This is a genomic window from Vitreimonas flagellata, assembly GCF_004634425.1.
Classification (GTDB): domain Bacteria; phylum Pseudomonadota; class Alphaproteobacteria; order Caulobacterales; family Aquidulcibacteraceae; genus Vitreimonas; species Vitreimonas flagellata.
On the sequence record NZ_SBJL01000001.1, the window covers coordinates 113,476 to 137,388 of the forward strand.

A 23,913-nucleotide genomic window follows, 5' to 3' on the forward strand; every position below is an offset into this window, starting at 1 on the left:
CGGTCTCAGTGGTCGTGCGAGGCGGAGCCCTTGCCGATCTCGGCCTTCACCAAGAAGGCGTTTTCGGAGACGTAGGCTTCGCCGGCCGCGAGGCCCGAGAGGATCTCAACTTGCGTTGCACCGGTTCGTCCCAGTGTGACTGGCCGCGCTTCGTAAGTGTCTTCCGACACGCGCACGAAGACGACGCTTCTGCCTTCGACCGTCTGCACCGCGTCACGCGGCACTGCGACCGCCGCTTGTTGTGCGGCCGTCACGACCGCGCCGCGCACGGCCATGCCGGGACGCAGCGACGAGCCTTGCGCGGCCGTCAGCGGCGCGCGCGCGATCAAAGTTTGGCTGTGTGCGTCGGCGGTTGGCAGGACGCTCGCAATCTGGGCTTCGACGCGCGTGGCTCCATCGAGACCGGTGATGAAGACGCGTTGCCCGGCGCTTATGCGGCCGATGTCGCGTGTGGCGACATTGAGTTCGGCTTGCAGGCGCGAAAGATCGCCGACCACGAAAAGCGGCTGATCGCTCGTCACATCGCCGATATTGGTCTGCCGGTCGAGCACCACGCCCGCGATTGGCGTGCCGACAGCGTAAGTCTGAAGGCTCTCGGCGCTTTCGACCCGCGCCAAGGTTTCCCCGCGCCGGACGCTATCGCCGACGTTGCGCAGAACCGCGCGAACAGGCCCAGGATAAGGCGCATGCACTTCAGCGCGCGCCGAAGGCTGTAGCATGATGCGGCCTGTCAGGTTGAGCGTTTCCTCGATTGCCCCAGGCCCCGCGGTCGCGACGACAATGCCGGAAGTCTCTGCCGCCTCGACCGGAATGGTGACGCGCTCTGCGGCGCCTTCCTCGCCTTCGGCGTGACCTTCTTCGCCCTCTTCATGGGCTTCTTCGCCTTCCTCGTGGCCGGCCTCGGCGGCGGGCTGTTCGGACTCAGCTTCGCCCGCGCCGCAACCGGCGAGACCAAGCGCTAGAACCAGCGCGATAGGGGCGAACGCGGCAGACTTCATTCTGAAGGTGTTCATTGGTGTTGCTCCTCGAAGGGCAGCGCTTCCCCGAAGCGCGCCGTGAGGCGGTCAAGTGCTGCCTCGTTGTTATGGAAAGAACGCAGGGCTTCGACGCGCGCTTGGCGCGCGTCTGAGAGCGCGCGCTGAGCGTCGAGGACGTCGAGATAGGAAAAGGCGCCGCGATTGTAGCCGTCTTGCGCCAAAGAGAGCGCGCGTTCGGCTTGCGGGATGACATCCTCTTCGGTTGATTGCACCGCGGCCGCATCGGTCGCGATTGCGCGTTCAAGCGCTGCATATTCCCGCGAAAGCGTGCGCCGTCCCGCTTCCAGCTCCAGTTCCGCGCGCCGCTGCTCGGCGCGGGCGCGCGCGACCGAGCCTTGATTGCGGTCGAACACGCCAAGCGGGATCGACACGCCGGCGACCAGCGCGCCTTCGCCGTCGCGATCCTCGAACCTTCTATAGCCAAGACTGAGTGTCGGATTCTGCCAGGAGAGCGACCGCTCCACGCTGAGCGCCGCGCCCGAGCGGTCGCGCTCTGCCGCGAGCCGCGCGATATCAGGGCTCGCATCACCTAACGCATCGTGTTCGTGATCTCGTGCGCGCGGCAATGCAAAATCCGCGGACACCAGGCTGAAGCCATCGTCGCCGCCAAAGTAAGATGCAAGGCGGGCGCGGGCTGTTGCGGCTTCGGAGCGCGCGCGCGTGAGCGCGATACGCGCTTCCGACAAGCCTGCTTCGGCGCGTGCGCCCGCCATCAATGGATCGCGCGCAGCAGCCACCCGGCGTGCTACCGACGTGCTGAGCGCTTCCGCGGTGGCCAGACGCTCTTCGGCAATCGTCACCAGCTCTTCTGCTGCGAGCGCGTCGTAGTAGGCGGTCTGAACATCGCGCGCGAGATCGAGACCGCGCAGAATGCGGTCGAGTTCCGCGCCGTGAAGTTCGCGATCGGCAAGGCGGATGCGAGCGCCGCGCCGGCCGCCGAGCTCGACTTCTTGCGAAAGTGAGAAGGTCGTCTCCGCGCCGCTGAAGCCGCGTAGATCGCCGCGGCCATTGAAGTTCTCAACCTCGGCGTCGAGGGTTGGATTGGGGCGGACGCGGGCTTGTTGCGCCCCGCCTTGCGCCGCCTCGACGCCCGCGCCCGCGGCGCTGAGGCCCGGATCGGATTGGAGCGCGCGCTCGATGGCGCTCGCCATCGTAAGCGGCGCACGCTCCTGAGCGAGCGCGGGCGGCGCGATGAGGGGCGCTGCGATCGCGCTGAGAGAAACGGTGGCGACATAGCGCAGAATGCGCGCCGAACGCCGTCTTGAACGGTGTGAATCGAGCATGAAAAGTCCGCGATGCGTGAAAAGTCACGCGCCGCAGACAAGCCCACGGCGCGTTTAGACGATCGCGGTAGCTTTTGGTGGTCGCTCGAGACCTTCAGGCGCGTGCGAAAGCGCCGCCTCTACGCTGAGCGGCACACGCACGCGAAGCGATGGTTGCGCGAGGACTGCGGTATTGTGCATCACAGGCGCGACACTGCTGGTGTGCGCCGCGCAGCAATGATGCGCCGGTTGGAACGGCCCGTCCGGATACTGGTCCTGATCAGAAGACGGCTGGACTTGATCGGCGCCATTGACGGCGTCGAAAGTTATCGCCGCTTGGGCCAAGTCAGCCGCGGCATGAGCAGGCGAGGCTTCTTCGAACATGACGAAAGCGAGCAGCGCGATGCAGAGCATCGCGACCCAGCGCCTCCAGTTCATGTCACCCGAAGCTTGCACCTGCTTCACCCTTGAACGACCGCAGACGATTCGCGGCGAGCTTGGCTATATACAGCCCATGACCCACTGACGAACAGTAAACACATGATGGCGCCCACAGCGAAGTCAGGCCAGGGCGATCGTGTCGCAGCCGTCGCGGCAGCTGCGAGTATGACCAAAATGTTGCCGAAGATGTTGCGCGATGCACACCGAGCGAAGGTTGGCGTCGATGTGCCGAAAGCCAAGTAACATTATAACGGCGCCATGATTCACCGCTGAAGCGAACGCCGATGAACCATCGGTTCTAACGCGGGCACGCTGAATTCCTTCGTGAGTGGTCAGCTTGCTAATTCTTAGTCGTGGTTGCGCGTGCAGAGGCCGTGATCGCTCAGCGACTCTATAATCCGGCACTCGCTTGCGGGCCCGCCTGCACACGCGACGATCATGCGCGAAAGTTCCTGTTCGAGTGCGCGCAATTGCTCGATGCGCTGACGCACGGTCTCGAGATTCTTCGACGCGATCCGGTCGGCGTCGCCGCACGGGCGGTGAGGGTGATCGGCGAGGTCCAACAGAGAGCGTATATCGGTGAGTTCAAACCCCAACGTGCGGGCATGGCGCACGAAGCTGAGCCGGCGGACGTCGGCGTCGGCATAAAGTCGGCGACCGCTTTGCGTGCGGGGAGGCGTACGAACCAGGCCTTCCTGCTCGTAAAAGCGGATGGTCGGGACCTTCAGGCCGGTTTTTTTCGCAACTTTGCCGATACTTAGCATTGGGGCTTGATCCTCTAGTCACTAGAGGATGTAGACCACGGGGCGTTGGTTTGCGAGAGTTTCGATGCCTCCGTCCTGGATCCCATTTGTAGTTCTGAGCCTCATTATCGCCTGGTCGGCCCTTCGGCTCTGGCTGGTCACCCGCCAGTCCGGCGTCAGCGCCTATGGCTTCGGCCGCCAAGCCGCCATTCAAGGTGTGGCTGAACGGCTCTGGCGGCTCGCCGTATTGGCGGCGCTCGCCCTATCGGCGGTCGCTTGGCTCGCACCCGATTTGGAGGCCGCGCTAGGCCGGCCGGACTGGGCTTTGTTCGCGCCCCTGCGCTGGGTGTCGGCCATCTTGTTCGTCGCCGCGCTCGCGATCATCGCCGTTGCACAGATTCAGATGGGCGCCTCTTGGCGAGTTGGCGTGCCGAAAGAAGGGCCCGGCGAACTCGTCTCTCGCGGTCTCTTCGCCTGGTCGCGCAATCCGATTTTCGTAGGTTTGCTCGCGGCGCTCGCGGCGTTGTTGCTGTGGAGCCCCACCGTAATGAGCGCCGCGGTTCTCGCTGGCGCGTGGACGCTGACGCTCGTGCAAGTGCGCATTGAGGAAGAGGCGCTGCGCGAGAAGCACGGCGACCGATACGAACTTTATGCCGCAAGAGTAGGGCGCTGGTTCGGGCGTCGCGCGCTTCCATGGGCAGGCTCTGGGAGAGTTTCCCCATGAGCAGTCCCACGATAACTGGGCGGCTCACACAGCTCGTGTTCATTCCTGCGCTGGTTGCGCTTGATCTCGTTACGAAGGGCTGGGCGCGAACCGAACTGCGCTACGAAGAACCGATCGAGGTCTTGCCGTTTTTGAATTTGACGCTGGGTTACAATCGCGGCGTCGCGTTCGGACTGCTGAACGACGCAGGCAGCCTTGTTGTGTTGCTGGTCACCGCCGCGATCAGCCTCATGTTCGGCGTCTGGTTTTGGCGCGAACCGCGAGCGCTCACCCGCCTCGGACTAGCGTTCGTGTTGGGGGGTGCGCTCGGCAATTTCTTCGACCGGTTGTCGCGCGGCGAAGTCACCGATTTTCTCGATTTGCATCTGCTGGCGCGTCATTGGCCAGCGTTCAACCTGGCCGACGCAGCAATCACATGCGGGGCTGTGATGCTGGTCATCGACATGCTGCGCGCTCGCAAGGAGCACCCCATCCAATGAGTAATGATAGGACATTTACGCCAGCAGCGGGACGCGCCGAGTGGACGCCTTTCTATGATTTCGCCATCGCTCTGCTGACGCGCGAGCGGCGTTGGCGTTCTGCTCTGCTGCGCCAGACCGCGCCTGCCCCAGGTGATCGCATTCTGGATGTTGGATGCGGCACTGGAACCTTCGCCGTGATGCTGAAGCGGGCTGAGCCCGGCGCGCACCTTGTCGGTCTTGATCCCGATGCGGACGTGCTCGTAAGGGCGCGCGCCAAGGCCGCCAAAGCCGCCGCAGAAGTGGCGTTTCGACAAGGTTTCGCACGTGATGCGGACGCTGACGCGGGGCGCTTCACGAAAGTCGTCTCCAGCCTCGTGTTCCACCAAGTGCCATTGGAGGAAAAGCGCGCCGGTTTTGCTGCGATCGGGCGCGCCCTGCGCCCCGGCGGGACCCTGCATGTCGCCGATTATGGACTACAGCGCACGCCGCTGATGCGCGCCGCGTTTCGGCAGATCCAAAAGCTCGACGGCTTCGACAATACCGAGCCGAACGCGCGTGGCGTTCTGCCGGAGCTGATGCGCGAGGCGGGGTTCGCGGCGGTGGAGGAAACGCAGGTCATTGCGACTGTCACGGGGTCGATTTCGATTTATCGCGCTCAACGCGCAGACGTCTAGCGCACGTTCTCGCACCATGGAGGATCGCCTTGTGCTGATGAATTCGGTTGAGAAGGCCGCGATAAACCATCTTGTCGCCGGCGCCGCCGAAACAGTGGAGCTGCGCCGTGAGCGATGATGAAAGCTACGAGGCCGTGACGGCGCAACAGCGGCGAACGTTGTGGATCGTGCTCGGCCTCAATTTGTTGCTTGTTGTTGTGATGGGAGGAGCCGGCGTTTGGTCGGACTCCAGCGCTCTGATCGCCAACGCTCTCGATAACGCTTCCGACGCTGGCGTGTATGCACTAAGCTTGTTCGCCGTCGGCCGTTCGCTCAATTGGAAGCGAGGCGCGGCGGGCGCTTCTGGCGTGCTGTTGATCCTCTTCGGCCTCGGCGTTGTCGCCGACACCGTGCGCCGGTTCCTGACCGGATCGGAGCCGATCGGCGCCACGATGATGATCGTCGCTTTGTTTGCGGGCGCCATCAATCTCCTGTGCGTATGGCTGCTCGGCCGGTTGAAAAAGAAGGAAGTGCATTTGCGCGCCGCCGAGACCTTCAGCTTCAACGATTTCATTTCCAACGGCGGCGTGCTGGTCGCCGGTGGGCTGGTGATTTGGCTCGGGCAGCGCTGGCCCGACCTTGTCGTGGGGCTGTTGGTGGCCCTGGTCGCGATCAAAGGCGGCATCGACATCATCGGCGACGCACGCCGGACCAAGGACGAAGATTGAAACGCGCCAATAACACGACAGGTGGCCAATCAATGTCGGTAACGAATCTCACCGGGGACGATGTCGGCGCCGGCCGGCGCTTCAAGGTGACGGGCCTCGATTGTCAAAACGAAGTGCGCGCGCTCAAAGCGGCGGTGGGACCGCTTGCCGGCGGCGACGACAAGCTTTCGTTCGACACCAAAGCCGGATGGATGGAGATCGCACCTGGCGTGAGCGCGTCCGACGATGCGATCGAGGCCGCGGTGGCGACCACCGGTATGAAAGCGGCCTTGTGGCCTCGCGAGGAGGAGGCGGCCGCGTGTCATAGCTGCGTTAGCGACGAGGCGCTGACCTCGCCCGTACCGGCCAGCGCGTCCGGAGCATTAGTTCTCAAAATTCATGGCATGGATTGCGGCGACGAGGTCGCCACGCTGAAGCGCGAACTCTTAAGCGTCGTCGCCGAAGAGAGACTTTCCTTCGATCTCATCAACGGCCGCATGTCAGTTGCAGGGTCTCCGGACGCAGAGCTTATAACGCGCATCGAGCGTGCGGTCGCCAGCACGGGTATGAGCGCAGAAGTGTGGAGCGAGGGCGCCGTAGGTGAAGGCGCTGCTCTTGAAGCGCGCAGGCGCAAGATGCAGTCGCGGCTGACCGCCGCGAGCGGCGTCCTGACCGTGGTTGGGCTCGCTATTCACGCCGCTGTCGCCGGCGATCTCGTGTCGGCTTTGAGCGAGACACCAGGCGGGTCGCCGCCGCCGCCGCTGCCTGCCGTCATCGCGTATGCCGGCGCCATTCTCTGCGGCGCGCGCTACGTGGCGCCCAAGGCGCTGCTCGCTGCACGCCGCCTGCGACCTGATATGAACCTCTTGATGGTCGTGGCCGTCGCCGGCGCAGTCGCCATCGGCCAATGGTTTGAGGCCGCGACCGTGTCGTTTCTGTTCGCGCTGGCGTTGGCGCTGGAGGCGTGGAGCCTTGGACGCGCCCGACGCGCAGTGGCGGCGCTGATGGAGCTGGCGCCTAACATCGCCACGGTGCAGGACGCCAGCGGCGCAGAGCGCGAAGTTGCAGCGAGCGAGGTGGGCATCGGCGCGCACATCATCGTGCGTCCGGGCGAGCGCATGCCGCTCGACGGGCGCGTTGTCGCCGGCGAAAGCGAAGTGAACCAAGCGCCCATCACCGGCGAAAGCGTCCCGGTTCCGGTGTCGCCTGGGGCTATTGTCTATGCTGGCACAATCAACGGCGAAGGCGCGCTCGAAGTCGAGACGACGAAGGCGGCGGGCGACACCACGCTCGCGCGCATCATTCGTATGGTCGGGTCCGCTCACAGCCGGCGCGCGCCCACCGAGCAATGGGTGGAAAGCTTCGCGCGCATTTACACGCCAATCGTGATGGCGCTTGCGGTTTTAGTGCTGCTCGTCCCGCCGCTGTTGTTCAGTGGCGCTTGGGACGTATGGTTCTATCGGGCGCTGGTGCTGCTTGTGATCGCTTGCCCGTGCGCATTGGTGATCTCGACGCCGGTGAGCGTCGTCGCAGGGCTCGCCGGCGCGGCTAAGCAGGGCGTCCTAATCAAGGGCGGCGTGCATCTGGAGACGCCAGCAAAACTCCGCGCCATCGCCATGGATAAGACCGGGACGCTGACTGAGGGCCGCCCCCATGTCGTCGAGATCGCGGCCTTCGATGGGCGCAGTCCGGAGGCGCTTCTGAGCTTGGCCGCGGCGCTGGAGGCGCGTAGCGAGCATCCCCTGGCGAAAGCCATCTTGGCCAAAGCAGCCGAGCAAAACGTGCAATTCTCGCCGGGCCAAGGCGTTCAAGCGATACGGGGCAAAGGCGTGATCGGCCGTGTGGCAGATCGGGACGCGTGGCTCGGCTCGCGCGCCTTCCTCGAAGAGCGTGCGGCTTCTGCAAACAACACAGAGGCATTGGCGCGTGCGGGCGCCCTTGCTGTCGCCGGCCGAACCGTGGTCGCCGTCGGCGACGGGAAAAGCGTCTGGGGCTTGATCGCGGTCGCCGATGCGGTGCGGCCCGAAGCAAGAAAGATCGTCGCCGCCCTGCACGCGGCCGGCATCGAGCGCGTGGTCATGCTCACTGGCGACAATAGGGCGACAGCCGAGCGCATAGCCGGCGAAACCGGCGTCGATGAAGTTCAAGCCGAACTTCTACCCGAACATAAGGTCGCGGCGGTGGAGGCGCTGGTCTCACGTTATGGCGCGGTGGCGATGATTGGCGACGGCGTCAACGACGCCCCGGCGATGGCGCGTGCGAACCTCGGCGTGGCCATGGGCGCGATCGGCTCGGATGCCGCAATCGAAACCGCGGACATCGCGTTGATGCAGGACGACCTCTCACGTCTGCCGTGGGTCATCGGTCATTCAAGGGCGACGCTTGGAATTATCCGCCAGAACATCGCCTTCTCGATCGGCGTCAAAGCCGTATTCACGGTGTTGACGGTGTTGGGCGCCGCGTCGCTGTGGGGCGCCATCGCCGCAGACGTCGGCGCCTCTCTCCTTGTCGTGTTGAACGGCCTTCGCCTTCTCAACCGCGAGCAAGCTTGAAAGTGTTCAAGCCGGCGCGCCGCCGACAGCCAGGAGAAGACATGTGAGCGAGAACACACTGTCCCTGCTCTTGGACGCACGTAATGCGATGAAGCAAGGCCCGGAAGCCATCGCTGCACGCCAGCGGATGCACCTTCGCGACGCGGTCGCACATGCACGCGCACATTCGCGCTACTATCGCGAACTCTACAAAGATCTTCCCGACGGCATCGACGACCCCTTTCGTTTGCCGATCACCAACAAGAAGGCGCTGATGGCGCGGTTCGATGACTGGGTGACCGATCCCGAGGCGACATTCGAGAAGGCGCGCGCCTTCGCTGAGCGCGAAGATGCGATCGGGGAAAAATTCCTCGGTCGCTACACGTTGGCGACAACGTCCGGCACCACCGGAACACGCGGCGTCTTCCTCCTCGATGATAGCACCATGGCGGTCACCCAGGCTATAGCCTACCGCATGCTGAGTTCGTGGCTTGGCTTTGGCGACGTCATGAAGCTCGTCGGCGGCGGCGGGCGCACCTCGATGGTGATGGCGACCGGCGGGCACTTCGCTTCCGCCGTCGCCGCGGCGCGCTTGCGAAAGGGGCGCGCGGCCAAGGCCGTGCAGGTCATCTCGGTGCACATGCCGATGGCGGAACTGGTCGAGCGCCTCAATCAGCACCGCCCGCTTTTGGTTGCGCCTTACGCCAGTATCGCCGCGTTGCTCGCCGATGAGCAGCAGGCCGGCCGACTACGCATCAAACCGGCGCTGCTCGCGCTCTCGGCGGAAGGGTTGCCCCAGCGCGAATACGATCGGATCGCAGAAACGTTCAAGTGCAAAGTCGGCAACAGCTACGCAGCTACCGAAGTGACATTCCTGAGCTATAGCTGCGAGCATCATTGGCTGCATGTGAATGCCGACTGGGTTGCGTTTGAACCTGTCGACGCTGAGCACCGGCTGGTGGCGCCGGGCGTTCACTCACACACAGTCCTTGTCAGCAATCTCGCCAATCGCGTGCAGCCGATCCTCCGTTACGATCTTGGCGACAGCATCATCATGCGCCCTGATCCGTGTCCTTGCGGGAATCCGCTGCCGGCCATCCAAGTCAAAGGGCGATCCGCCGAGGTGCTCAATCTCGCCAACGAGCGCGGCGAGCGCGTGGCGCTGCCGCCGCTCCTCTTCGGCACAATCGTTGATCGGACCCCGGGCGTTGAGCGCTTTCAGATTGTGCAAACTGGCCCAGCCGAATTGCGCATCAGGCTTTCGACGATTGCCGATGAGAATCCGGATTTCGTTTGGCGCGCCGTGCGCGGCCAAATCGCCAACGTGCTTGCCCAGCATGGCCTCGCGCACGTGCGCGTCGAACGCGGCGAAGAAGCGCCCGAACAATCGGCGGGGGGAAAATATCGCCAGATCATTCCACTCGCGCGGGAGGCGGGGTGAACGCCGAACGGGAGAATCTTCCAAAGGTTTGGCTTGAGCGTGGCGCCGCGGCGATGGCCGGCGCCATAGCGACTCTGGGGCATGCGCCGTTCCATGTCGTGGCCCTTTATGTGATCGCCATCGTTATTCTCGTTCGGCTGCTCGATCGGGCAGCCCTTCGCCCGAAGCGCATCGCGGCGGCGTTCGCCCTAGGCTGGTGTTTCGCCATCGGGCACTTCGCCACCGGCCTTCATTGGATCTCTTCGGCGTTTCTCTATGATTTCGGCGTATGGGGACCGCTTTTCGGCGGCGCCGCTATCCTGCTTCTAGCCGCGCTGCTTGCGTGCTTTTGGGGCTTGGGCTCTGCGCTGGCGATGATGCTGTGGACCAGCGACATGCGCCGCGTGCCGATCTTTGCGGCGGCTGTCGCGTTGTCGGAATGGCTGCGCGGAAATGCCTTCACAGGATTTCCGTGGCTGTTGCCCGGTTATGTTTGGCCGCCCGGCGAACCGATGTCACAGCTCGCCTCTCTCGTGGGCGTCTATGGACTGTCGGCGCTCACGTTGCTGCTGGCGGCCTCGCCGGCTGTCCTCTTTGATGCCGGGATAAAGCCGTTACGGCGCCTCGCTCCCGTCCTCGCCGTCGCGCTGGTGTTTGCTCCCTCGTGGGCATGGGGCTGGCGGCGTCTCGCCGAGCCAACGCCTCGTGCTCTGGACCTGCCCGTCGTGCGCGTCGCCGATTCCGGTATGAGCCAAGCTGACAAGTGGGCCGAACGGCCTGACCAGGAATGGCGCGTGGTGCAGCGTTACCTTGAAGCCAGCGGCTCGGCGAACGAGGCCGACATCGTCATCTGGCCGGAAGGCGCCATCCCGTCGGTGAATTCATACGCGCTCGAAAACGAAGCGCTCCTGGATGCGCTCGCCGCCGCCATGGGAGAGCGCGCGCTTGTGCTGGGGCTGACGCGCAGGGAGCCGCGGGGAGAGCGCTTCGTCCATTACAATTCTGCTGTCGTCATCAATGGCGCCAGCGGCGCGGCGGAAATCGTGGACATCTATGACAAGCATCGGCTCGTGCCGTTCGGCGAATACATCCCGTTCTGGCGGCTGGTCAGCGGTTTCAACATTGCGCCGCTGCAGCGGATCGGGGCGGGCTTCGAGCCGGGCGCGCGAGCGCCGCGGCGGATAATGCTCGCGAATGCGCCGGCCGCGACCATCCTCATCTGCTATGAGGCGATCTTTCCGGGCCTCGCGCCCGCTGGCGATGATCGGCCGGGCTGGATCATCTCGGTGACCAACGACGCTTGGTTTGGCAACGGGGTCGGCCCATCGCAACACTTCGCCATTGCGCGCTACCGTGCGATCGAAAGCGGATTGCCAATAGCAAGAGCCGCATCGGGCGGCGTTTCAGCGATTGTGGACCCGCAGGGACGCGTGATCGATGCAAATCGGGGCGCGGGTTACGCTGAAGCACGGCTTCCCGCACCGCTCCCCGTCACGGTCTATGCGCGTTTTGGGCTGGCGGCGAGCGCGTTGGTCGCTCTAGTGCTTGCGCTGCTGAGACTTGCTCTTCCAAGGCCTCACCGGCACGCATGTGGTTAATTCGCTGCAACCAGGTGCGCCGCGTTGACGAATTAAAGAGCGTTGGACCAGTATTGTGGAGTTCATGTGCCTGCTCTGGCGCACCCTAGTTTGAAGGGCGGCGACGGCGAGCGCTCGCGCACTGGTATGTTTGCCGATGTTTCCGCGGGAGGAAAACCTAGGGTCCGGCGGAGGCTTTACTCGAGGTCGCGCCTCCCAATTCGGGCGCGAGCGCGCAGGCGGCTCGCACGGCGTGCCTGTACGCGCCATGGCCGCGCGATTGCAGCGATCGCGCAACTCGATGTCGTTGGCGAAGCGCGATACTGAGCAAGCAATCGCCGGCAGTGATTGACGAGCGCCCGGATGCCAGGGTTCTGCCGCGGAGCGTGGCTCACGCCGCACGGATATCTCGCGATCTGGACCGCAGAAGGGGTCCGCGGAAAACCCGGATGGTTCGGTTTGTGGTGCGCCCAAGCAGGTTGGGCCGTCAGCATAACCGCCAGGGCGATGGCGTAAACGCGCATGATGGTTCTCCTCGTGGGCGAGGCAATGAAGCCCCCTTACCATTGGCTTCGGTGTCGAAGCCCGAGGAGATACGCGCGCGGCGTCACCATTTGAGGGCGCGGCCGATCACGAGCGCTCCCACCGCAGCGCAGAACAGGATCGCGGCGATGTACCAGCTCGCAACGTAGAGCGCGGAATCCATTGGACAGCAGTTTGCGTATGCTATGGCGGCGAGACTTCCTGACAAAGCGCCTATCGTTGCGCCGGCCAATGTCAGGCGCGTAGCGCCGAGGCCGCGCACGGCCACGAAAAGGGCGGCGGCGATGGGGATCGCGAGCAGCGGAATACGATAGAGGCATTCGGGAACACCCCCGCCAAGCCATGAACTCATGCGCGCCTCCGCGGGGGTGACCAGAAACGCGGTGAACGCGATCGCCACGCTAGCTGCTGCAAACAAGATCGCAGGGAGCGCCGCATGGCGCGCGCGCGTATTGGGCCGCGCGAGTTCCAAGAGGAGCGGCGCGGCGGCGGCCGCGGCTGCAAGTCCAAATCCGACTTTCAGAAGAACCGCGACCAACGCGCTGTCGAAATCGGCGCGCACGCCGAACATGACGGTCATCAAGACGAGGGAGAGAAGGAGGCCGGCGCCTGCGGCGAACACGACGCGTCGTTCGACGACGCCGCGCCGGGCGGGCCCCGCGTCGCGCGCGAGCGCTTCGACCAATTGATCGGTCTTCATGAGGCTTCTTCCTTGACGAGGGCCATCAACTTTCTGAGGCCACGATGGATGCTGATTTTGACGTCGGCCTCCGAAACGCCCATGCGCTGGGCCGCTTCCTTGGCGGTGCAATCCTCAAGTTTGACGAGGCGTATGGCTGTGCTTTGCTTCACCGGCAGATGCTTCAGCAAGGCGTCGATGTCGCGCGCTGGGTCGGCGGCGTCGGCAGCCTCCTCCGAGAAGAGGTCGGCGACATTGTCGACCGGTATGAATTCCCGCGACGCCGGCGTCCGGCGCAGATGATCGACCAGCTTATAGCGCGCGATTGCGTAAACCCACGCTGTGATCGGGCGTCTCCGATCGTAGCTCTCGCGGTGAAGATGGATTGCAAGCAGGGTTTCTTGCACCAGATCCTCTGCCTGAGCAGGATCGTGGATCGCGAGCTTGCGGCGAAAAAAGGCGCGGAAGAGCCCCGTTAGGCTGTCGAGGAATTGCCGGTAGGCGCCGTTGTCGCCATCAAGGCCTCTCGCCATCAGATCGTGCAGTTTGGTTTCGTAGGCGCTCACGCGACTTGTTCCCCCTCTCGCGCGGGCTAGGCGGTCGCTGTGACCTTCGCCGGACGCAATTCTTATCGCACGCGCTGATCGCCGTCTCAGCCCGTCGCTACCCGCCGGCGTCCATCCAGGGTAGGGGGCGGGGAACGCGGCCCAGGTCAGAGTTGAAATGGCGGCCATTCCCCAATGGCTTCGAAAGCGCGGCGCAAATCGATACGGGCCGGGAATGAGAAATTCCCGGATGTCTGCGCCATTGCTTAGCTCGCGAGATGAAGGCGCGACCTGGCGCCGCGCCCGGGACGCCTCAATGATGAATCGCCTGCTCGCCGTATCGTTCACCGTCCTCGTTCCGAACCCCTTGGTAGCAAGCCCCGCTGGGTGTTCGGAGAGAGAGATGAGCGTTGATGCTTCAGATCGTAACTCGGCGCAGGCGTCCTCCTGTCATGGCGAGCAGTCCGGCCGTTCGGGCAAACGGCCGAATAGGCTCTGGATCGTCGCGGGTGTCGCCGTTGGTGCGATCGCACTAGGCGTCGCCGTCGATCGGCAATGGCTCTCGCTTGGCGCACTGACGCCGCTCATCCTCTCACTTCCATGCGCGATCTTGATGTTCATGTGCATGCGGGGGATGAACCGCAGCGCCGGCGCAGACAACAACGGCCAAAGCGACGACCGCTCCGCCCCGCGCTGAACGGCTGGTTCGAACCCTTCGAGCAACAGAGACATTTGATGCGCAAGAGCATGACCATCTTCGCCACCATCGCCGCGGTCGCCGTCGCTCCGCTACCGGCCTTCGCCCATCACAACACCAGCCATTCCATTGCAGCAGGGAGCGCGGGGCAGCACCGCATGAGCGCAGCGCCTTGCGCAGCGCACGAAGGCGCCGGCGTTGTCACGGCGGTCGGCGGCAACGAGATCACGCTCCGCCACGAGCCGATCGCGTCAATGAATTGGCCGGCGATGAACATGACGTTCCAGGCGCAATCACCGGCGTTGCTGGAGGGCCTGCGCGCTGGCGATCACGTCCGATTCCAGGAGAGTGGCTCCGGTCAAGTGATCGATCAGATTGTTAAGCAATGATGTCGGCGGCGAAGGTCACCATGGGTGCTCGCGTTGACGTCTTGTCGACCAATCTGCACTATCTTAATCCCATGCGTCGGGTCTGGATCACCATCCTTGTTGCGTTCGCCTTGACGGCGAGCGGCGTGGCCAATGCGATGGCTGCGCAGGACTGCCCCATGCAATCGGCGGCGGGTGCGGCGGTGCATGATTGCTGCCCCGAGAACCAACAGCCGTCCAAGCCGGACCAAGATCAGCACGATATGGACGGCTGCCTGATGGGCATGGCTTGTCGCGCTGGTCCAGTCGCTGGGCCTTTCGTTGCGCCGGTTCGCCTGCCGATTGCTGTGATCTCGGTTTCAGAGCCGATCATCAGCGAGCCAGCTGCGCCAAGCGGCCCGCTCCAACAACTCTTCCGACCACCGCGAACCACCTGACACCGGATTAACGTGCTCGCGCGGATAGCGCGCGCGCGTGGGCCTGTCCCATTTTCCTTGGAGTCAGACATGCGCAAGGCATGGCTTTTCATCTGCGCGATCGGCTTATCGCCGGCGTACGGACAAGACCTGAGCTTCTCCGATGCGGTCGCCCAGGCGAGCGTCGAGGGCCCGACCATTGAGGCGGGTGAGGCCCGCGTTGAAGCAGCGCGGCGCGAGCGGCGTGCGGCCGGCAGATTGCCCGATCCAGAACTCGTACTCGCCTACGACAACGTCCCCATCACCGGTCCCGATCGGTTGCGTCTCAATCGCGACGAGATGACGATGAGCCGCGTCGGCATCATGCAGGAGATGCCGAGCGGCGCCGAAAGGGGCGCTCAGCGCGCTGTCGCCGACGCCAACATAGAACGTGCCAATGCTGGCCTCGACATTGCGCGGCTGGAAGCACGGCTCGGCGCGGCGGATGCTTGGATCAAACTCTACTACGCAGAGCGCCGCCTGGCGGTGCTCGCCCGCTTGACGACGGAGGCCGGCGCTTCAGCGGAAGCTGCACGCGCTCGCCTGGCCGCAGGTGCTGCCGGCGTCGACGATGCGCTGGCCGCCGAAGTTGAGGCCGCGCGCGTCGAAGACCGCGAGGAGGAAGCGCGATCTGCGGTGGTGTCGGCTCGCGCGGGACTGAGGCGCTGGATCGGCGCCGCGGCGGACGAGCCCATCGCGGAAACAGCGCCCGCATTTGCGATCGATCCGGTTTTTTTGCGCGAGCATATTCGCCATCATCCCGCGCTTGCGGCGTTCGGCGCAGAGCGCGCCGGCGCCGAAGCGGACCTTCGCCGTGCACGCGCAGAGCGTTGGCCGGATTGGTCCTGGGAAGTCTCCTATGGGCGCCGCTCCCCCGAACTCGAAGACATGGCCTCGGTCGAATTGCGTGTTGGCCTGCCGCTGCTCCAGCCCTGGCGGCAGGGACCGGTCATCGATGCGCGCCGCGCCGAGGTGCGACGCGTCGGCGCCGAACGCGCCGCGGTCGAGCGCGAACATCTGGCCATGCTCGAGGCGGGCTTGGCCGAGTACGAGGCCGCTGCCGCCAACCTCGCGCGCGCTCGCGGCACGCGCCTGCCGCGCGCACGCCAGCGCGCCGAAGCGGCCGTCGCCGCCTATGGCGCCGGAACCTCGACGATCGCCACGCTCATCTTGGCGCGCGGTCAGGCTCTCGAAGCCGAGATGGACGTTATCGATCTTGAGGAGCGCGTAGCGGCCTTGGGGGCCGCGCTCACGTTGCAATATTCGGGGCAATATTCTGGAGCCCAGCCATGAGCGAAGAGGCCAAACCCCGCGTCCCACGCATCGCGCTTGTTGCGGCCGGCGTCGTTATCGTTGCTCTCGTCGCCGCAGGCGGCGGCTATTGGGCTGGAACCCAGCGCGACGGCGGAGCCGCTTCGAGCGCAGAATCGGGGCGTCCTATTCTCTATTGGTACGATCCGATGATCCCCAACGAACGCTATCCGGGGCCGGGCAGATCGTCCATGAACATGGAGCTTATTCCACGCTACGCGGATGAAGCGTCCTCGGAGGCTGGCGTGCGCATTGATCCTGGCGTGGCGCAAAATCTCGGCGTGCGCCTCGCCACCGTCGAGCGCGCCTCGCTCGCGCGATCCGTCACGGCTGCCGGCGTCATCTCCTTCAACGAGCGCAACGTCGCCATCGTGCAAGCGCGCGCGAGCGGCTTCGTCGAACGCGCGCATGCACGCGCCGTCGGTGACGTCGTGCGCACCGGCGCGCCCATCGTCGACATCCGCGTGCCGGAATGGACCGCTGCGCAGGCGGAGTATCTCGCGGTTAGAGGCATGGGCGGCGATATCGCGCAAGCTGCGCGCAGGCGTCTCGCCATGCTCGGCATGCCAGCCTCGCTGATCGAGCGCGTTGAGCGAGAGGGCGCGCCTCGCCCGGTCTTTACGGTGACCGCACCAATCACCGGAGCGGTTACCTCGCTCGATGTGCGCCAGGGCATGACCGTCATGCAGGGCGCGCCGCTCGCCACCATCAGCGGATTGTCACCGGTTTGGCTCGTTGTCTCCGTGCCGCAAGGCGATGCGGCCGCAGCGCAACCAGGGGGGCGTGCGACGGCTAGGCTGGCCGCTTATCCCGGCGAAACTTTTTCCGGGCGCATTGAGAATGTGCTCCCGGCCGCAAACCCGGCGACGCGCACCATCGAGGTGCGCATCGCGCTCGCAAATCGTGACGGGCGGTTGCGGCCCGGCATGACGGCGGACGTTGAGATCGAAGCTGCAAACGCCCGCCCGGTGCTTGTCGTGCCGATGGAAGCAGTCATTCGGACGGGAACGCGCACGATGGTGATCGTCGCCAATGAAGGCGGCTATGCGCCGACAGAAGTCGCGCTCGGACGCCAGAGCGGCGACGTGGTCGAAATACGCACCGGCCTCAACGAAGGACAGCGCGTCGTTGCCTCTGGCCAGTTCTTGATCGACTCCGAGGCGAACCTGTCGGGCGTCTTGGAACGCCTCCAAGCGTCAAGCGAAAGAGGAGATGAGCAACCGGCTTCGTTCCACACCGCATCGGGGCGCGTCACGGCCCTCACGAACACGAGCGTTACGATCGCGCACGGCGCAGTCGCTAGCCTCGGTTGGCCGGCCATGTCGATGCAGTTCACCTTGGCGCGACCCGAACTTGCGAGAGACCTTCGCGTGGGTGACCAGGTGGCGTTCCGCTTCCGGCAAAGCGGCGAGGCCTACGTCGTTGACGAGATCAGCAAGACCGGGGCGCCGCAATGATCGCCGCGCTCATCCGGTGGTCCGTCGCCAACCGCTTCATTGTTGTGCTGGCGACATTGGTCCTCGCAATCGCCGGCGCTCTAGCGGTGCGTTCGACACCTGTCGACGCGCTGCCTGATCTCTCCGATGTTCAAGTCGTTATCCGCACGTCCTATCCTGGACAGGCGCCGCAGATCGTCGAGAACCAGGTCACCTATCCGCTGACGACGACGATGCTGTCGGTTCCTGGTGCGCGGACCGTACGCGGCTACTCCTTCTTCGGGGACTCGTTTGTCTACATCATCTTCGCGGATGGGACTGATCTCTATTGGGCGCGCTCGCGCGTGCTCGAATATCTCAATCAAGTGCAAGGCCGTTTGCCGCCGACCGCGCGCTCTTCGCTCGGCCCGGACGCCACCGGCGTCGGCTGGGTCTATCAATACGCCCTGATCGATCGCAGCGGCCGTCACGACCTCGGACAATTGCGCAGCCTGCAAGATTGGCTGCTGCGTTTCGAACTGAAGACAGTGCCAGGCGTCGCCGAGGTCGCCTCGATCGGCGGCATGGTGCGCCAATACCAAATCGTACTCGATCCCGAACGCATGGCCGCTTACGGCGTCACGCAGACCCAGATCGCCGAGGCCGTGCGCAACGCCAACCAAGAAGGCGGCGGCGCCGTTGTCGAGATGGGGGAGGCCGAGCACGTGGTCCGCGCGTCGGGCTATCTGCGAACGCTGGAGGATTTCAACAGCATCCCACTGGGCATGGGCGCGGGCGGTGTTCCGGTTCGTTTGAGCGATGTGGCTTGGGTGCAAATCGGCCCAGAGATGCGCCGCGGCATTGCTGAATTGAACGGCGAAGGCGAAGTCGCCGGCGGCGTTGTTGTGATCCGTGCGGGCGCCAATGCGCGCGAAGTGATTGAAGGCGTGCATCGGAGGATCGAGGAGCTAAGGGCGAGCCTGCCGGCGGGTGTCGAAATCGTCACTACTTATGACCGCTCTCAGCTGATCGACCGCTCGATCGAAAATCTCACCAGCAAGCTCATCGAAGAGTTCATCGTTGTGGCGCTCGTGTGCGCTCTCTTCCTGTTTCACCTGCGGTCCGCGCTGGTGGCGATCATCACGCTCCCGCTCGGCGTCGCTACCGCATTCCTAATCATGCGAGCGCAAGGCGTCGACGCCAACATCATGTCGCTCTCGGGTATCGCTATCGCCGTGGGCGCGATGGTCGACGCCGCCATCGTCATGATCGAGAACGCGCACAAGCGGCTCGAACGCTGGCGCGAGGAACACAATGGCGAGATGCCGCAAGGCGCTGATCATTGGCGCGCTATCACCGAGGCCTCGATCGAAGTGGGCCCGGCGCTTTTCTTCAGCCTCTTGATTATCACGCTGTCGTTCGTGCCGGTGTTCACGTTGCAGGCGCAGGAAGGGCGCTTGTTCGCGCCGCTCGCCTTCACCAAGACCTATGCGATGGCGGCGTCAGCCGCGCTCGCAGTGACGCTCATTCCGGTGCTGATGGGTTTTTGGATCAGAGGCAAGATCCCACACGAGGACGCCAATCCGCTCAATCGCTTCTTGGCCTCGCTTTATCAACCGGCGATCGACTTCACGCTCGCAAGCCCGAAGCTCATCCTTCTGATCGCTGCTCTCGCCTTGGCGACCACGGCCTGGCCGCTCTCGCGTCTCGGCGGCGAGTTCATGCCGATGATGGACGAGGGCGATCTACTCTACATGCCGACCGCGCTTCCCGGATTGTCGGCGGCGGAGGCGTCCGACCTATTGCAAGTCACCGATCGGCTTATCCGCACTGTGCCTGAAGTCGAAAGCGTGTTCGGCAAAGCAGGGCGCGCAGAAACAGCGACCGATCCCGCTCCGCTGGAAATGTTCGAGACGACGATCCGGCTGCGGCCAAGATCGGAGTGGCGCCCAGGCATGACGCCCGAAGGCATCATCGACGAACTCGATCGCACCGTCCGCGTGCCTGGGCTCACCAATGTCTGGGTGCCGCCGATCCGCAATCGCATCGACATGCTGGCGACGGGCGTGAAAAGCCCGATTGGCATCAAGGTGAGCGGGCCAGACCTCGCCTCGATCGACACAGCCGCGCGCGCCATCGAGGCTGCGGCCCGCAATGTGCCGGGGGTGTCGTCGGCGATTTCCGAGCGCATTTCCGGCGGTCGCTATGTCGATGTGCAAATCGACCGCTTTGCCGCCTCGCGCTACGGCCTCAACATCGCTGACGTGCAAGACGTCGTGTCCGGCGCGATCGGCGGGGAGAATATCGGCGAGGTTGTCGACGGCCGCGCCCGCTATCCAATCAATCTGCGCTACCCAAGGGAGGTGCGCGACTCTCTCGAGCGGCTAATCGCGCTGCCGATCGTTACCGAGGGCGGCTTGCGTCTCACACTCGGTGAAGTCGCACACATCACCATCGCCGACGGTCCTTCGATGATCCGCAGCGAAAATGGCAGGCTCTCGGCTTACGTCTATGTCGATGTCCGTGGCCGCGACCTCGCTTCGGTCGTGAGTGATCTACAACGTGTGATCGGCCACGATGTGCGGCTGCCCGCTGGCGTCAGCGTCGCCTATTCGGGACAGTTCGAGTACCTGGAGCGCGCCGCATCTCGGCTCATGATCGTCGGACCAGCTACGATCGCCATCATCTTCGTGCTGCTCTACTTCATCTTCCGCCGGTTCGACGAAGCAGCGATTGTGATGGCGAGCGTGCCGTTCGCGCTGACCGGCGGCATCTGGCTCGTTTACCTGCTGGGTTACGACTTCTCCGTCGCAGTCGCGGTCGGGTTCATTGCGCTTGCGGGTTTGGCGGCAGAGTTCGGCGTCGTCATGCTCATTTATCTCAAGAACGCGATCCATGAACGCGAAGAACGTGGCGTTGCACTTACGCCGGCTGTCATCGCTGAGGCCGTGCGCGAGGGCGCGCTGCTGCGCCTCCGGCCCAAAGCCATGACGGTCGCTGTCATCCTTGCCGGCCTCTTGCCTATACTCTGGACCGGCGGCGCAGGTGCTGAGGTCATGCGTCGGATAGCGGCGCCCATGGTTGGCGGCATGTTCTCGGCGCCGCTCTTGTCACTCTTCGTCATTCCCGCGGCGTATTACCTGATCCGCCGCCGCGCGGCCGAGCGCGAAGCGCTCGCACCTTCTCAAACACGGATCGGAAGGGAAGCAGGAGAAACAACATGAAGGGAAAAATCTTTGCGGTGGTTGCTGCGGCATCGCTGGCCTTGGCCGTAGCTGCCTGTTCGCCGCCAAGTTCTTCAACGGGCCAAGCGCCCGCTGCGGAAGAGAAGATGAGCGAGATGCCGGCGCCGGCGCAAGCGAGCGGCCCGATACGCTCCACCGGCGTGGTGACCCAGGTCGATGCTGCCGCGGGCACGATCACCTTCAATCACGAAGCCATTCCGGCGATCAGCTGGCCGGCGATGACCATGCAATTCCAGGCGGAGGATCCAGCGATCCTGCAGGGCATAGCCGTCGGAGATAATGTGATGTTCGAGGTCAAGAGCGCAACGGAAACGGGCGTCGTCACCATGGTCCAGCAGCAGTGACCGGTCGGCCGCCGTCTGCGCGGTGCAGGCGGCGGCGTTGCTCGAACCGGAGGAGATTGCTCAAGTGAACAAGCTCACATGGAACCGGCGGCTGTGGCTGCTTGGCTCGGCTGGCGTTGGCTCAGCGATGCTCTTCGGCGTTTCAGGCCATGCTCAGCAGCAGGCGCCAGTCTATGATCTGCGCGTGAGCCGCGACGCGGGTTGCGGCTGCTGTCATGCTTGGGCTGAAGCGATGCGGAGATCGGGCTCGTTCCGCACGAGCTTGACCGACGAGCCCGACATGGCGGCGCTGAAGCGTCGTCTCGGCGTGCCGGACGATTTAACCTCCTGTCATACAGGCGTGGTCGAAGGCTATGTGATCGAAGGCCACGTGCCCGTCGGGGACGTGTTACGGCTTCTACGCGAACGGCCGGCCAATGTTCGTGGTCTGGCGGTTCCGGGCATGCCGCGCGGTTCGCCGGGGATGGAGACGCCCGACGGTGCCCGCGATCGCTTTGTCGTTTTTGCATTCGAGCGCAACGGCGCGCGGCGTGCTTTCGCCACTCACGGCTGAAAGGGCCGGTATTGTCATGAAGATCGAACACGCCGTGCTGGCCGGCGCGATCTGGACCATGAGCGCGTCCGCCGCAGCACAGGCGCCGCCTGAACCGGAAGCGCCGGTCGAAGCAGAAGCGCCGACCGAGACAAGCGATAGTGGGATCTATGCGAACGGCGCGCTCGATCAGTTTGAGTTCGGCTTTGGGCAGGACGAGGAGTTTCGCTGGGAGGGTGAGGTCTGGGCGGGAAGCTTCAAGCACAGACTGTGGCTCCGAAGCGAAGGGCGGATCGACAGCGAGGGCGACGTGCGCAACGGCCGTCTCGACGTGCTTTACGATCATCCGATCAGCGCCTTCTTCGACATTCAGGCGGGCCTGCGCTACGACCTCGATACTCTGCCGGGGCGCACATGGGCCGCGTTCGGCGTCGAGGGCCACGTTCCTCATCTCTTCAAAGGTTGGGCCACGGCTTACGTGGGCGAGGAGGGTCGCGCCGCGCTGGCGCTGCGTGCGTCCTATGATCGCCTGCTCGCCGAAAGGCTCACGCTGCAGCCCGAAATCAAGCTCAACTTCTATTCCGAGGATGATCCGGAGCGGCGCATCGGCTCGGGTCTCTCCGACATCAACGCGGAGCTTCGTCTGCGATATGAACTCACGGATCGCGCGGCGCCCTATATCGGCGTCGGTTATCGGCGAAGGTTCGGCGACACTGCCGATTTCGCACGCGCCGCTGGCGAACGCGCAGAGGACACTCGCCTAGTAATAGGCGTAAGCAGCTGGTTTTGAGGCGCGATATCCAGCGTCGCACGTCAGCTGTTTCGCGCCGCTCGAATTCGCAGGTGCAAGAGGCGCCTGTTCGAGCGACGCGTGGAGATGATGCTCCCCTCTCGATCGCGAGGAATCCGCCTTCACCATGTATCGTTCGAACGCGAGGTCGCGAAGTCATCTCTAGGAACGTCAGGTCGGCCAAAAGGCGTCGCCTCGGCTGCTTGACCAGTTGGAGTTTGGACGATGCGTATTCTTCTTCTCGCGATCCCGATGGCGCTTCTGGCTCAGCCCGCTTGGGCGCACCACAAGCCCAACCACGGGGACTTTTTCGGGGAGCGTCCGGTCGCCACCCGTGCGGCGCCCCATCCCTGCGGCGGCGTCAGCAATAGCCCGCACGAAAACGCGGCGCTGCAGGCGATGGCGCATCGCTGCCGCCGTCTTGTCGAGCAAGTGCGCGCCTCGCCCAACGACGCTGCGCTGCGCGAACGCTGCGACCGTCTTTCTGGCGCGTTGACGGGCCGGCGCTGTTAACGCGCCGCCGACGCGACGAGGGTTCGGCCGCGCGATTGGTCAAGGCCGCGGGTGGAACTGCCTCTATCGAGCTTTGTTGGGCTGAAGGAAAAGTCCGAACGATGCAGGCCCAAGATTTGAAGGAGTGAGCGCAAGATTGCATGCTCATAGTCCGGCCCACGGCAAGCGCGGAGTGTTCACTCCAACACAGACCAGATCACCCAGAGGGGAAGTTGACGATGAACGGCTCTTATTGTTCCGATCGCCTTGCTCGCTGCTGCATGCTCGCCGCCAGCATAGCGAGAACCGGCTAAGGCGGATGCGGGAATGAACATGGAAGCGTCAGCGCCAGCGGCGGCAGGGGCGGTCACCGGCGCCGGCACAGTGACGCAGGTCGACGCGGCGGCCGGCACCATCACGATCAATCACGGCGCCATCGAAGCGATCAGCTGGCCTGCGATGACGATGCAATTCACCGCCGAAAACCCAGCTATCCTGCGGGGCGTCGCCGTTGGTGATCACGTCCGGTTTGAACTGAAGAGTGCTGCGGAAAACACCGTGGTGGTGGTGGTCACCAAAGACTAGCCCGTCAAGCGTGCGGGGAAAAACAGGACGCCGCGCATCAACAGTAGAGGGTGGACGAACCCTGATGCGGATTTTCGCGCTCCTGCTGTTGAGCTTTGTATTCGTCGCGACGATGACACCGCGACCACCGCTCGCCTTTGGCGCAGATATGAGTTCTCCTTGCGCGTCGATGGACGGTATGGCCGGCGAGGTTTGTCGGGAGCGCGCACAGATGTGCTCCGTGTGCTGCACCGTCACATGCAGCGTAACCGCTGCGCCATTAGGCACAGCGCGCGCTTTTGGCTCGGCGCCGCGTTCACGGGTTGAACCGTCGCCCTCGGAACCGCTCCATAGCTTTCATCGATCGCGAGACCCTC

General features: G+C 64.3%; 24 protein-coding genes. 18 read left to right on the forward strand and 6 right to left on the reverse strand.

All coding sequences use genetic code 11. From position 1 onward, the window contains the following. Positions 1 to 5: 5 nt before the first annotated feature. The 4 genes from EPJ54_RS00610 to EPJ54_RS00625 all read right to left on the reverse strand — a co-directional run bounded on the left by EPJ54_RS00610 (position 6) and on the right by EPJ54_RS00625 (position 3,504). Complete coding sequence (locus EPJ54_RS00610) at positions 6 to 1,013, reverse strand: efflux RND transporter periplasmic adaptor subunit (protein ID WP_135209742.1); 1,008 nt, start codon at positions 1,011 to 1,013, stop codon at positions 6 to 8. After that, entirely contained in the window at positions 1,010 to 2,320 is a 1,311-nt protein-coding gene (locus tag EPJ54_RS00615) for a TolC family protein (protein ID WP_135209743.1), read from the reverse strand. Before EPJ54_RS00615 ends, EPJ54_RS00610 begins: the two co-directional genes overlap by 4 nt. 54 nt (positions 2,321 to 2,374) lie before the next feature. Further along, positions 2,375 to 2,737, reverse strand: coding sequence for a hypothetical protein (locus tag EPJ54_RS00620; protein ID WP_135209744.1), 363 nt, complete (start codon positions 2,735 to 2,737; stop codon positions 2,375 to 2,377). Between the two features lie 350 nt (positions 2,738 to 3,087). Then, positions 3,088 to 3,504, reverse strand: coding sequence for a MerR family transcriptional regulator (locus EPJ54_RS00625; protein ID WP_135209745.1), 417 nt, complete (start codon positions 3,502 to 3,504; stop codon positions 3,088 to 3,090). Between the two features lie 64 nt (positions 3,505 to 3,568). Between EPJ54_RS00625 and EPJ54_RS00630 the strand changes: the two genes are divergently transcribed. The 7 genes from EPJ54_RS00630 to lnt all read left to right on the forward strand — a co-directional run bounded on the left by EPJ54_RS00630 (position 3,569) and on the right by lnt (position 11,577). Beyond that, on the forward strand, positions 3,569 to 4,207 hold the full coding sequence (locus tag EPJ54_RS00630) for a methyltransferase family protein (protein WP_135209746.1): 639 nt from the start codon (positions 3,569 to 3,571) through the stop codon (positions 4,205 to 4,207). After that, positions 4,204 to 4,686: a signal peptidase II gene (gene lspA / locus EPJ54_RS00635; protein WP_135209747.1), complete on the forward strand. Its 483-nt coding sequence runs from the start codon at positions 4,204 to 4,206 to the stop codon at positions 4,684 to 4,686. The genes EPJ54_RS00630 and lspA overlap by 4 nt, the downstream gene beginning before the upstream one ends. Continuing rightward, positions 4,683 to 5,342: a class I SAM-dependent methyltransferase gene (locus EPJ54_RS00640; RefSeq protein WP_135209748.1), complete on the forward strand. Its 660-nt coding sequence runs from the start codon at positions 4,683 to 4,685 to the stop codon at positions 5,340 to 5,342. Before lspA ends, EPJ54_RS00640 begins: the two co-directional genes overlap by 4 nt. Before the next feature lie 107 nt (positions 5,343 to 5,449). After that, positions 5,450 to 6,049 (forward strand): cation efflux transmembrane domain-containing protein, encoded by a 600-nt coding sequence (locus tag EPJ54_RS00645; protein ID WP_239590688.1) that lies wholly within the window; start codon positions 5,450 to 5,452, stop codon positions 6,047 to 6,049. 32 nt (positions 6,050 to 6,081) lie between these two features. Next, positions 6,082 to 8,580, forward strand: a complete 2,499-nt coding sequence (locus EPJ54_RS00650) for a heavy metal translocating P-type ATPase (RefSeq protein ID WP_135209749.1) — start codon at positions 6,082 to 6,084, stop codon at positions 8,578 to 8,580. Between the two features lie 43 nt (positions 8,581 to 8,623). Continuing rightward, positions 8,624 to 10,000 carry a phenylacetate--CoA ligase family protein gene (locus tag EPJ54_RS00655; protein WP_135209750.1) on the forward strand — a complete coding sequence of 459 codons (1,377 nt, stop codon included), beginning with the start codon at positions 8,624 to 8,626 and terminating at the stop codon, positions 9,998 to 10,000. Further along, positions 9,997 to 11,577, forward strand: coding sequence for an apolipoprotein N-acyltransferase (lnt, locus tag EPJ54_RS00660; protein ID WP_135209751.1), 1,581 nt, complete (start codon positions 9,997 to 9,999; stop codon positions 11,575 to 11,577). The genes EPJ54_RS00655 and lnt overlap by 4 nt, the downstream gene beginning before the upstream one ends. A gap of 586 nt (positions 11,578 to 12,163) precedes the next feature. On the opposite strand, the gene EPJ54_RS00665 is transcribed toward lnt, so the two are convergent. Next, positions 12,164 to 12,799, reverse strand: a complete 636-nt coding sequence (locus tag EPJ54_RS00665; protein ID WP_135209752.1) for an NrsF family protein — start codon at positions 12,797 to 12,799, stop codon at positions 12,164 to 12,166. Further along, positions 12,796 to 13,671 (reverse strand): sigma-70 family RNA polymerase sigma factor, encoded by an 876-nt coding sequence (locus EPJ54_RS00670; protein ID WP_239590689.1) that lies wholly within the window; start codon positions 13,669 to 13,671, stop codon positions 12,796 to 12,798. The genes EPJ54_RS00665 and EPJ54_RS00670 overlap by 4 nt, the downstream gene beginning before the upstream one ends. 55 nt (positions 13,672 to 13,726) lie before the next feature. Here EPJ54_RS00670 and EPJ54_RS19665 point away from each other — a divergent pair, with 55 nt between their 5' ends. The 11 genes from EPJ54_RS19665 to EPJ54_RS00720 all read left to right on the forward strand — a co-directional run bounded on the left by EPJ54_RS19665 (position 13,727) and on the right by EPJ54_RS00720 (position 23,557). Next, positions 13,727 to 14,020, forward strand: a complete 294-nt coding sequence (locus EPJ54_RS19665; RefSeq protein ID WP_167755513.1) for a hypothetical protein — start codon at positions 13,727 to 13,729, stop codon at positions 14,018 to 14,020. 38 nt (positions 14,021 to 14,058) lie between these two features. Continuing rightward, positions 14,059 to 14,409, forward strand: a complete 351-nt coding sequence (locus EPJ54_RS00675) for a copper-binding protein (RefSeq protein ID WP_167755514.1) — start codon at positions 14,059 to 14,061, stop codon at positions 14,407 to 14,409. A gap of 20 nt (positions 14,410 to 14,429) precedes the next feature. Continuing rightward, positions 14,430 to 14,825 carry a hypothetical protein gene (locus EPJ54_RS00680; RefSeq protein ID WP_135209755.1) on the forward strand — a complete coding sequence of 132 codons (396 nt, stop codon included), beginning with the start codon at positions 14,430 to 14,432 and terminating at the stop codon, positions 14,823 to 14,825. A 69-nt stretch (positions 14,826 to 14,894) separates the two neighbouring features. Beyond that, positions 14,895 to 16,136, forward strand: a complete 1,242-nt coding sequence (locus EPJ54_RS00685; protein ID WP_135209756.1) for a TolC family protein — start codon at positions 14,895 to 14,897, stop codon at positions 16,134 to 16,136. Further along, positions 16,133 to 17,611 carry an efflux RND transporter periplasmic adaptor subunit gene (locus EPJ54_RS00690; protein WP_135209757.1) on the forward strand — a complete coding sequence of 493 codons (1,479 nt, stop codon included), beginning with the start codon at positions 16,133 to 16,135 and terminating at the stop codon, positions 17,609 to 17,611. The genes EPJ54_RS00685 and EPJ54_RS00690 overlap by 4 nt, the downstream gene beginning before the upstream one ends. Then, complete coding sequence (locus EPJ54_RS00695; protein ID WP_135209758.1) at positions 17,608 to 20,793, forward strand: efflux RND transporter permease subunit; 3,186 nt, start codon at positions 17,608 to 17,610, stop codon at positions 20,791 to 20,793. The genes EPJ54_RS00690 and EPJ54_RS00695 overlap by 4 nt, the downstream gene beginning before the upstream one ends. Continuing rightward, positions 20,790 to 21,158, forward strand: coding sequence for a copper-binding protein (locus EPJ54_RS00700; protein WP_135209759.1), 369 nt, complete (start codon positions 20,790 to 20,792; stop codon positions 21,156 to 21,158). The genes EPJ54_RS00695 and EPJ54_RS00700 overlap by 4 nt, the downstream gene beginning before the upstream one ends. A 64-nt stretch (positions 21,159 to 21,222) precedes the next feature. Beyond that, a complete protein-coding gene (locus tag EPJ54_RS00705; RefSeq protein ID WP_239590690.1) occupies positions 21,223 to 21,711 on the forward strand; it encodes a DUF411 domain-containing protein in 489 nt (162 codons plus the stop codon). 16 nt (positions 21,712 to 21,727) lie between these two features. Further along, entirely contained in the window at positions 21,728 to 22,480 is a 753-nt protein-coding gene (locus tag EPJ54_RS00710) for a copper resistance protein B (protein WP_135209760.1), read from the forward strand. Between the two features lie 225 nt (positions 22,481 to 22,705). Then, entirely contained in the window at positions 22,706 to 22,993 is a 288-nt protein-coding gene (locus EPJ54_RS00715) for a hypothetical protein (RefSeq protein ID WP_135209761.1), read from the forward strand. Between the two features lie 306 nt (positions 22,994 to 23,299). Further along, entirely contained in the window at positions 23,300 to 23,557 is a 258-nt protein-coding gene (locus EPJ54_RS00720; protein WP_135209762.1) for a copper-binding protein, read from the forward strand. The last annotated feature ends 356 nt before the right edge of the window (positions 23,558 to 23,913 follow it).

What these genes read in the sequence shown, in the direction of transcription:
- EPJ54_RS00640 (WP_135209748.1), top strand. Translation starts at nt 4,683, where the DNA reads ATGAGTAATGATAGGACATTTACGCCAGCAGCGGGACGCGCCGAGTGG.
- EPJ54_RS00610 (WP_135209742.1), bottom strand. Translation starts at nt 1,013, where the DNA reads ATGAACACCTTCAGAATGAAGTCTGCCGCGTTCGCCCCTATCGCGCTG.
- EPJ54_RS00620 (WP_135209744.1), bottom strand. Translation starts at nt 2,737, where the DNA reads ATGAACTGGAGGCGCTGGGTCGCGATGCTCTGCATCGCGCTGCTCGCT.
- EPJ54_RS00700 (WP_135209759.1), top strand. Translation starts at nt 20,790, where the DNA reads ATGAAGGGAAAAATCTTTGCGGTGGTTGCTGCGGCATCGCTGGCCTTG.
- EPJ54_RS00650 (WP_135209749.1), top strand. Translation starts at nt 6,082, where the DNA reads ATGTCGGTAACGAATCTCACCGGGGACGATGTCGGCGCCGGCCGGCGC.
- EPJ54_RS00615 (WP_135209743.1), bottom strand. Translation starts at nt 2,320, where the DNA reads ATGCTCGATTCACACCGTTCAAGACGGCGTTCGGCGCGCATTCTGCGC.
- EPJ54_RS00715 (WP_135209761.1), top strand. Translation starts at nt 22,706, where the DNA reads ATGCGTATTCTTCTTCTCGCGATCCCGATGGCGCTTCTGGCTCAGCCC.
- EPJ54_RS00720 (WP_135209762.1), top strand. Translation starts at nt 23,300, where the DNA reads ATGAACATGGAAGCGTCAGCGCCAGCGGCGGCAGGGGCGGTCACCGGC.
- EPJ54_RS00625 (WP_135209745.1), bottom strand. Translation starts at nt 3,504, where the DNA reads ATGCTAAGTATCGGCAAAGTTGCGAAAAAAACCGGCCTGAAGGTCCCG.
- EPJ54_RS00710 (WP_135209760.1), top strand. Translation starts at nt 21,728, where the DNA reads ATGAAGATCGAACACGCCGTGCTGGCCGGCGCGATCTGGACCATGAGC.
- EPJ54_RS00680 (WP_135209755.1), top strand. Translation starts at nt 14,430, where the DNA reads ATGGGTGCTCGCGTTGACGTCTTGTCGACCAATCTGCACTATCTTAAT.
- lspA (WP_135209747.1), top strand. Translation starts at nt 4,204, where the DNA reads ATGAGCAGTCCCACGATAACTGGGCGGCTCACACAGCTCGTGTTCATT.
- EPJ54_RS00685 (WP_135209756.1), top strand. Translation starts at nt 14,895, where the DNA reads ATGCGCAAGGCATGGCTTTTCATCTGCGCGATCGGCTTATCGCCGGCG.
- EPJ54_RS00665 (WP_135209752.1), bottom strand. Translation starts at nt 12,799, where the DNA reads ATGAAGACCGATCAATTGGTCGAAGCGCTCGCGCGCGACGCGGGGCCC.
- EPJ54_RS00690 (WP_135209757.1), top strand. Translation starts at nt 16,133, where the DNA reads ATGAGCGAAGAGGCCAAACCCCGCGTCCCACGCATCGCGCTTGTTGCG.
- EPJ54_RS00630 (WP_135209746.1), top strand. Translation starts at nt 3,569, where the DNA reads ATGCCTCCGTCCTGGATCCCATTTGTAGTTCTGAGCCTCATTATCGCC.
- EPJ54_RS00675 (WP_167755514.1), top strand. Translation starts at nt 14,059, where the DNA reads ATGCGCAAGAGCATGACCATCTTCGCCACCATCGCCGCGGTCGCCGTC.
- EPJ54_RS19665 (WP_167755513.1), top strand. Translation starts at nt 13,727, where the DNA reads ATGAGCGTTGATGCTTCAGATCGTAACTCGGCGCAGGCGTCCTCCTGT.
- EPJ54_RS00695 (WP_135209758.1), top strand. Translation starts at nt 17,608, where the DNA reads ATGATCGCCGCGCTCATCCGGTGGTCCGTCGCCAACCGCTTCATTGTT.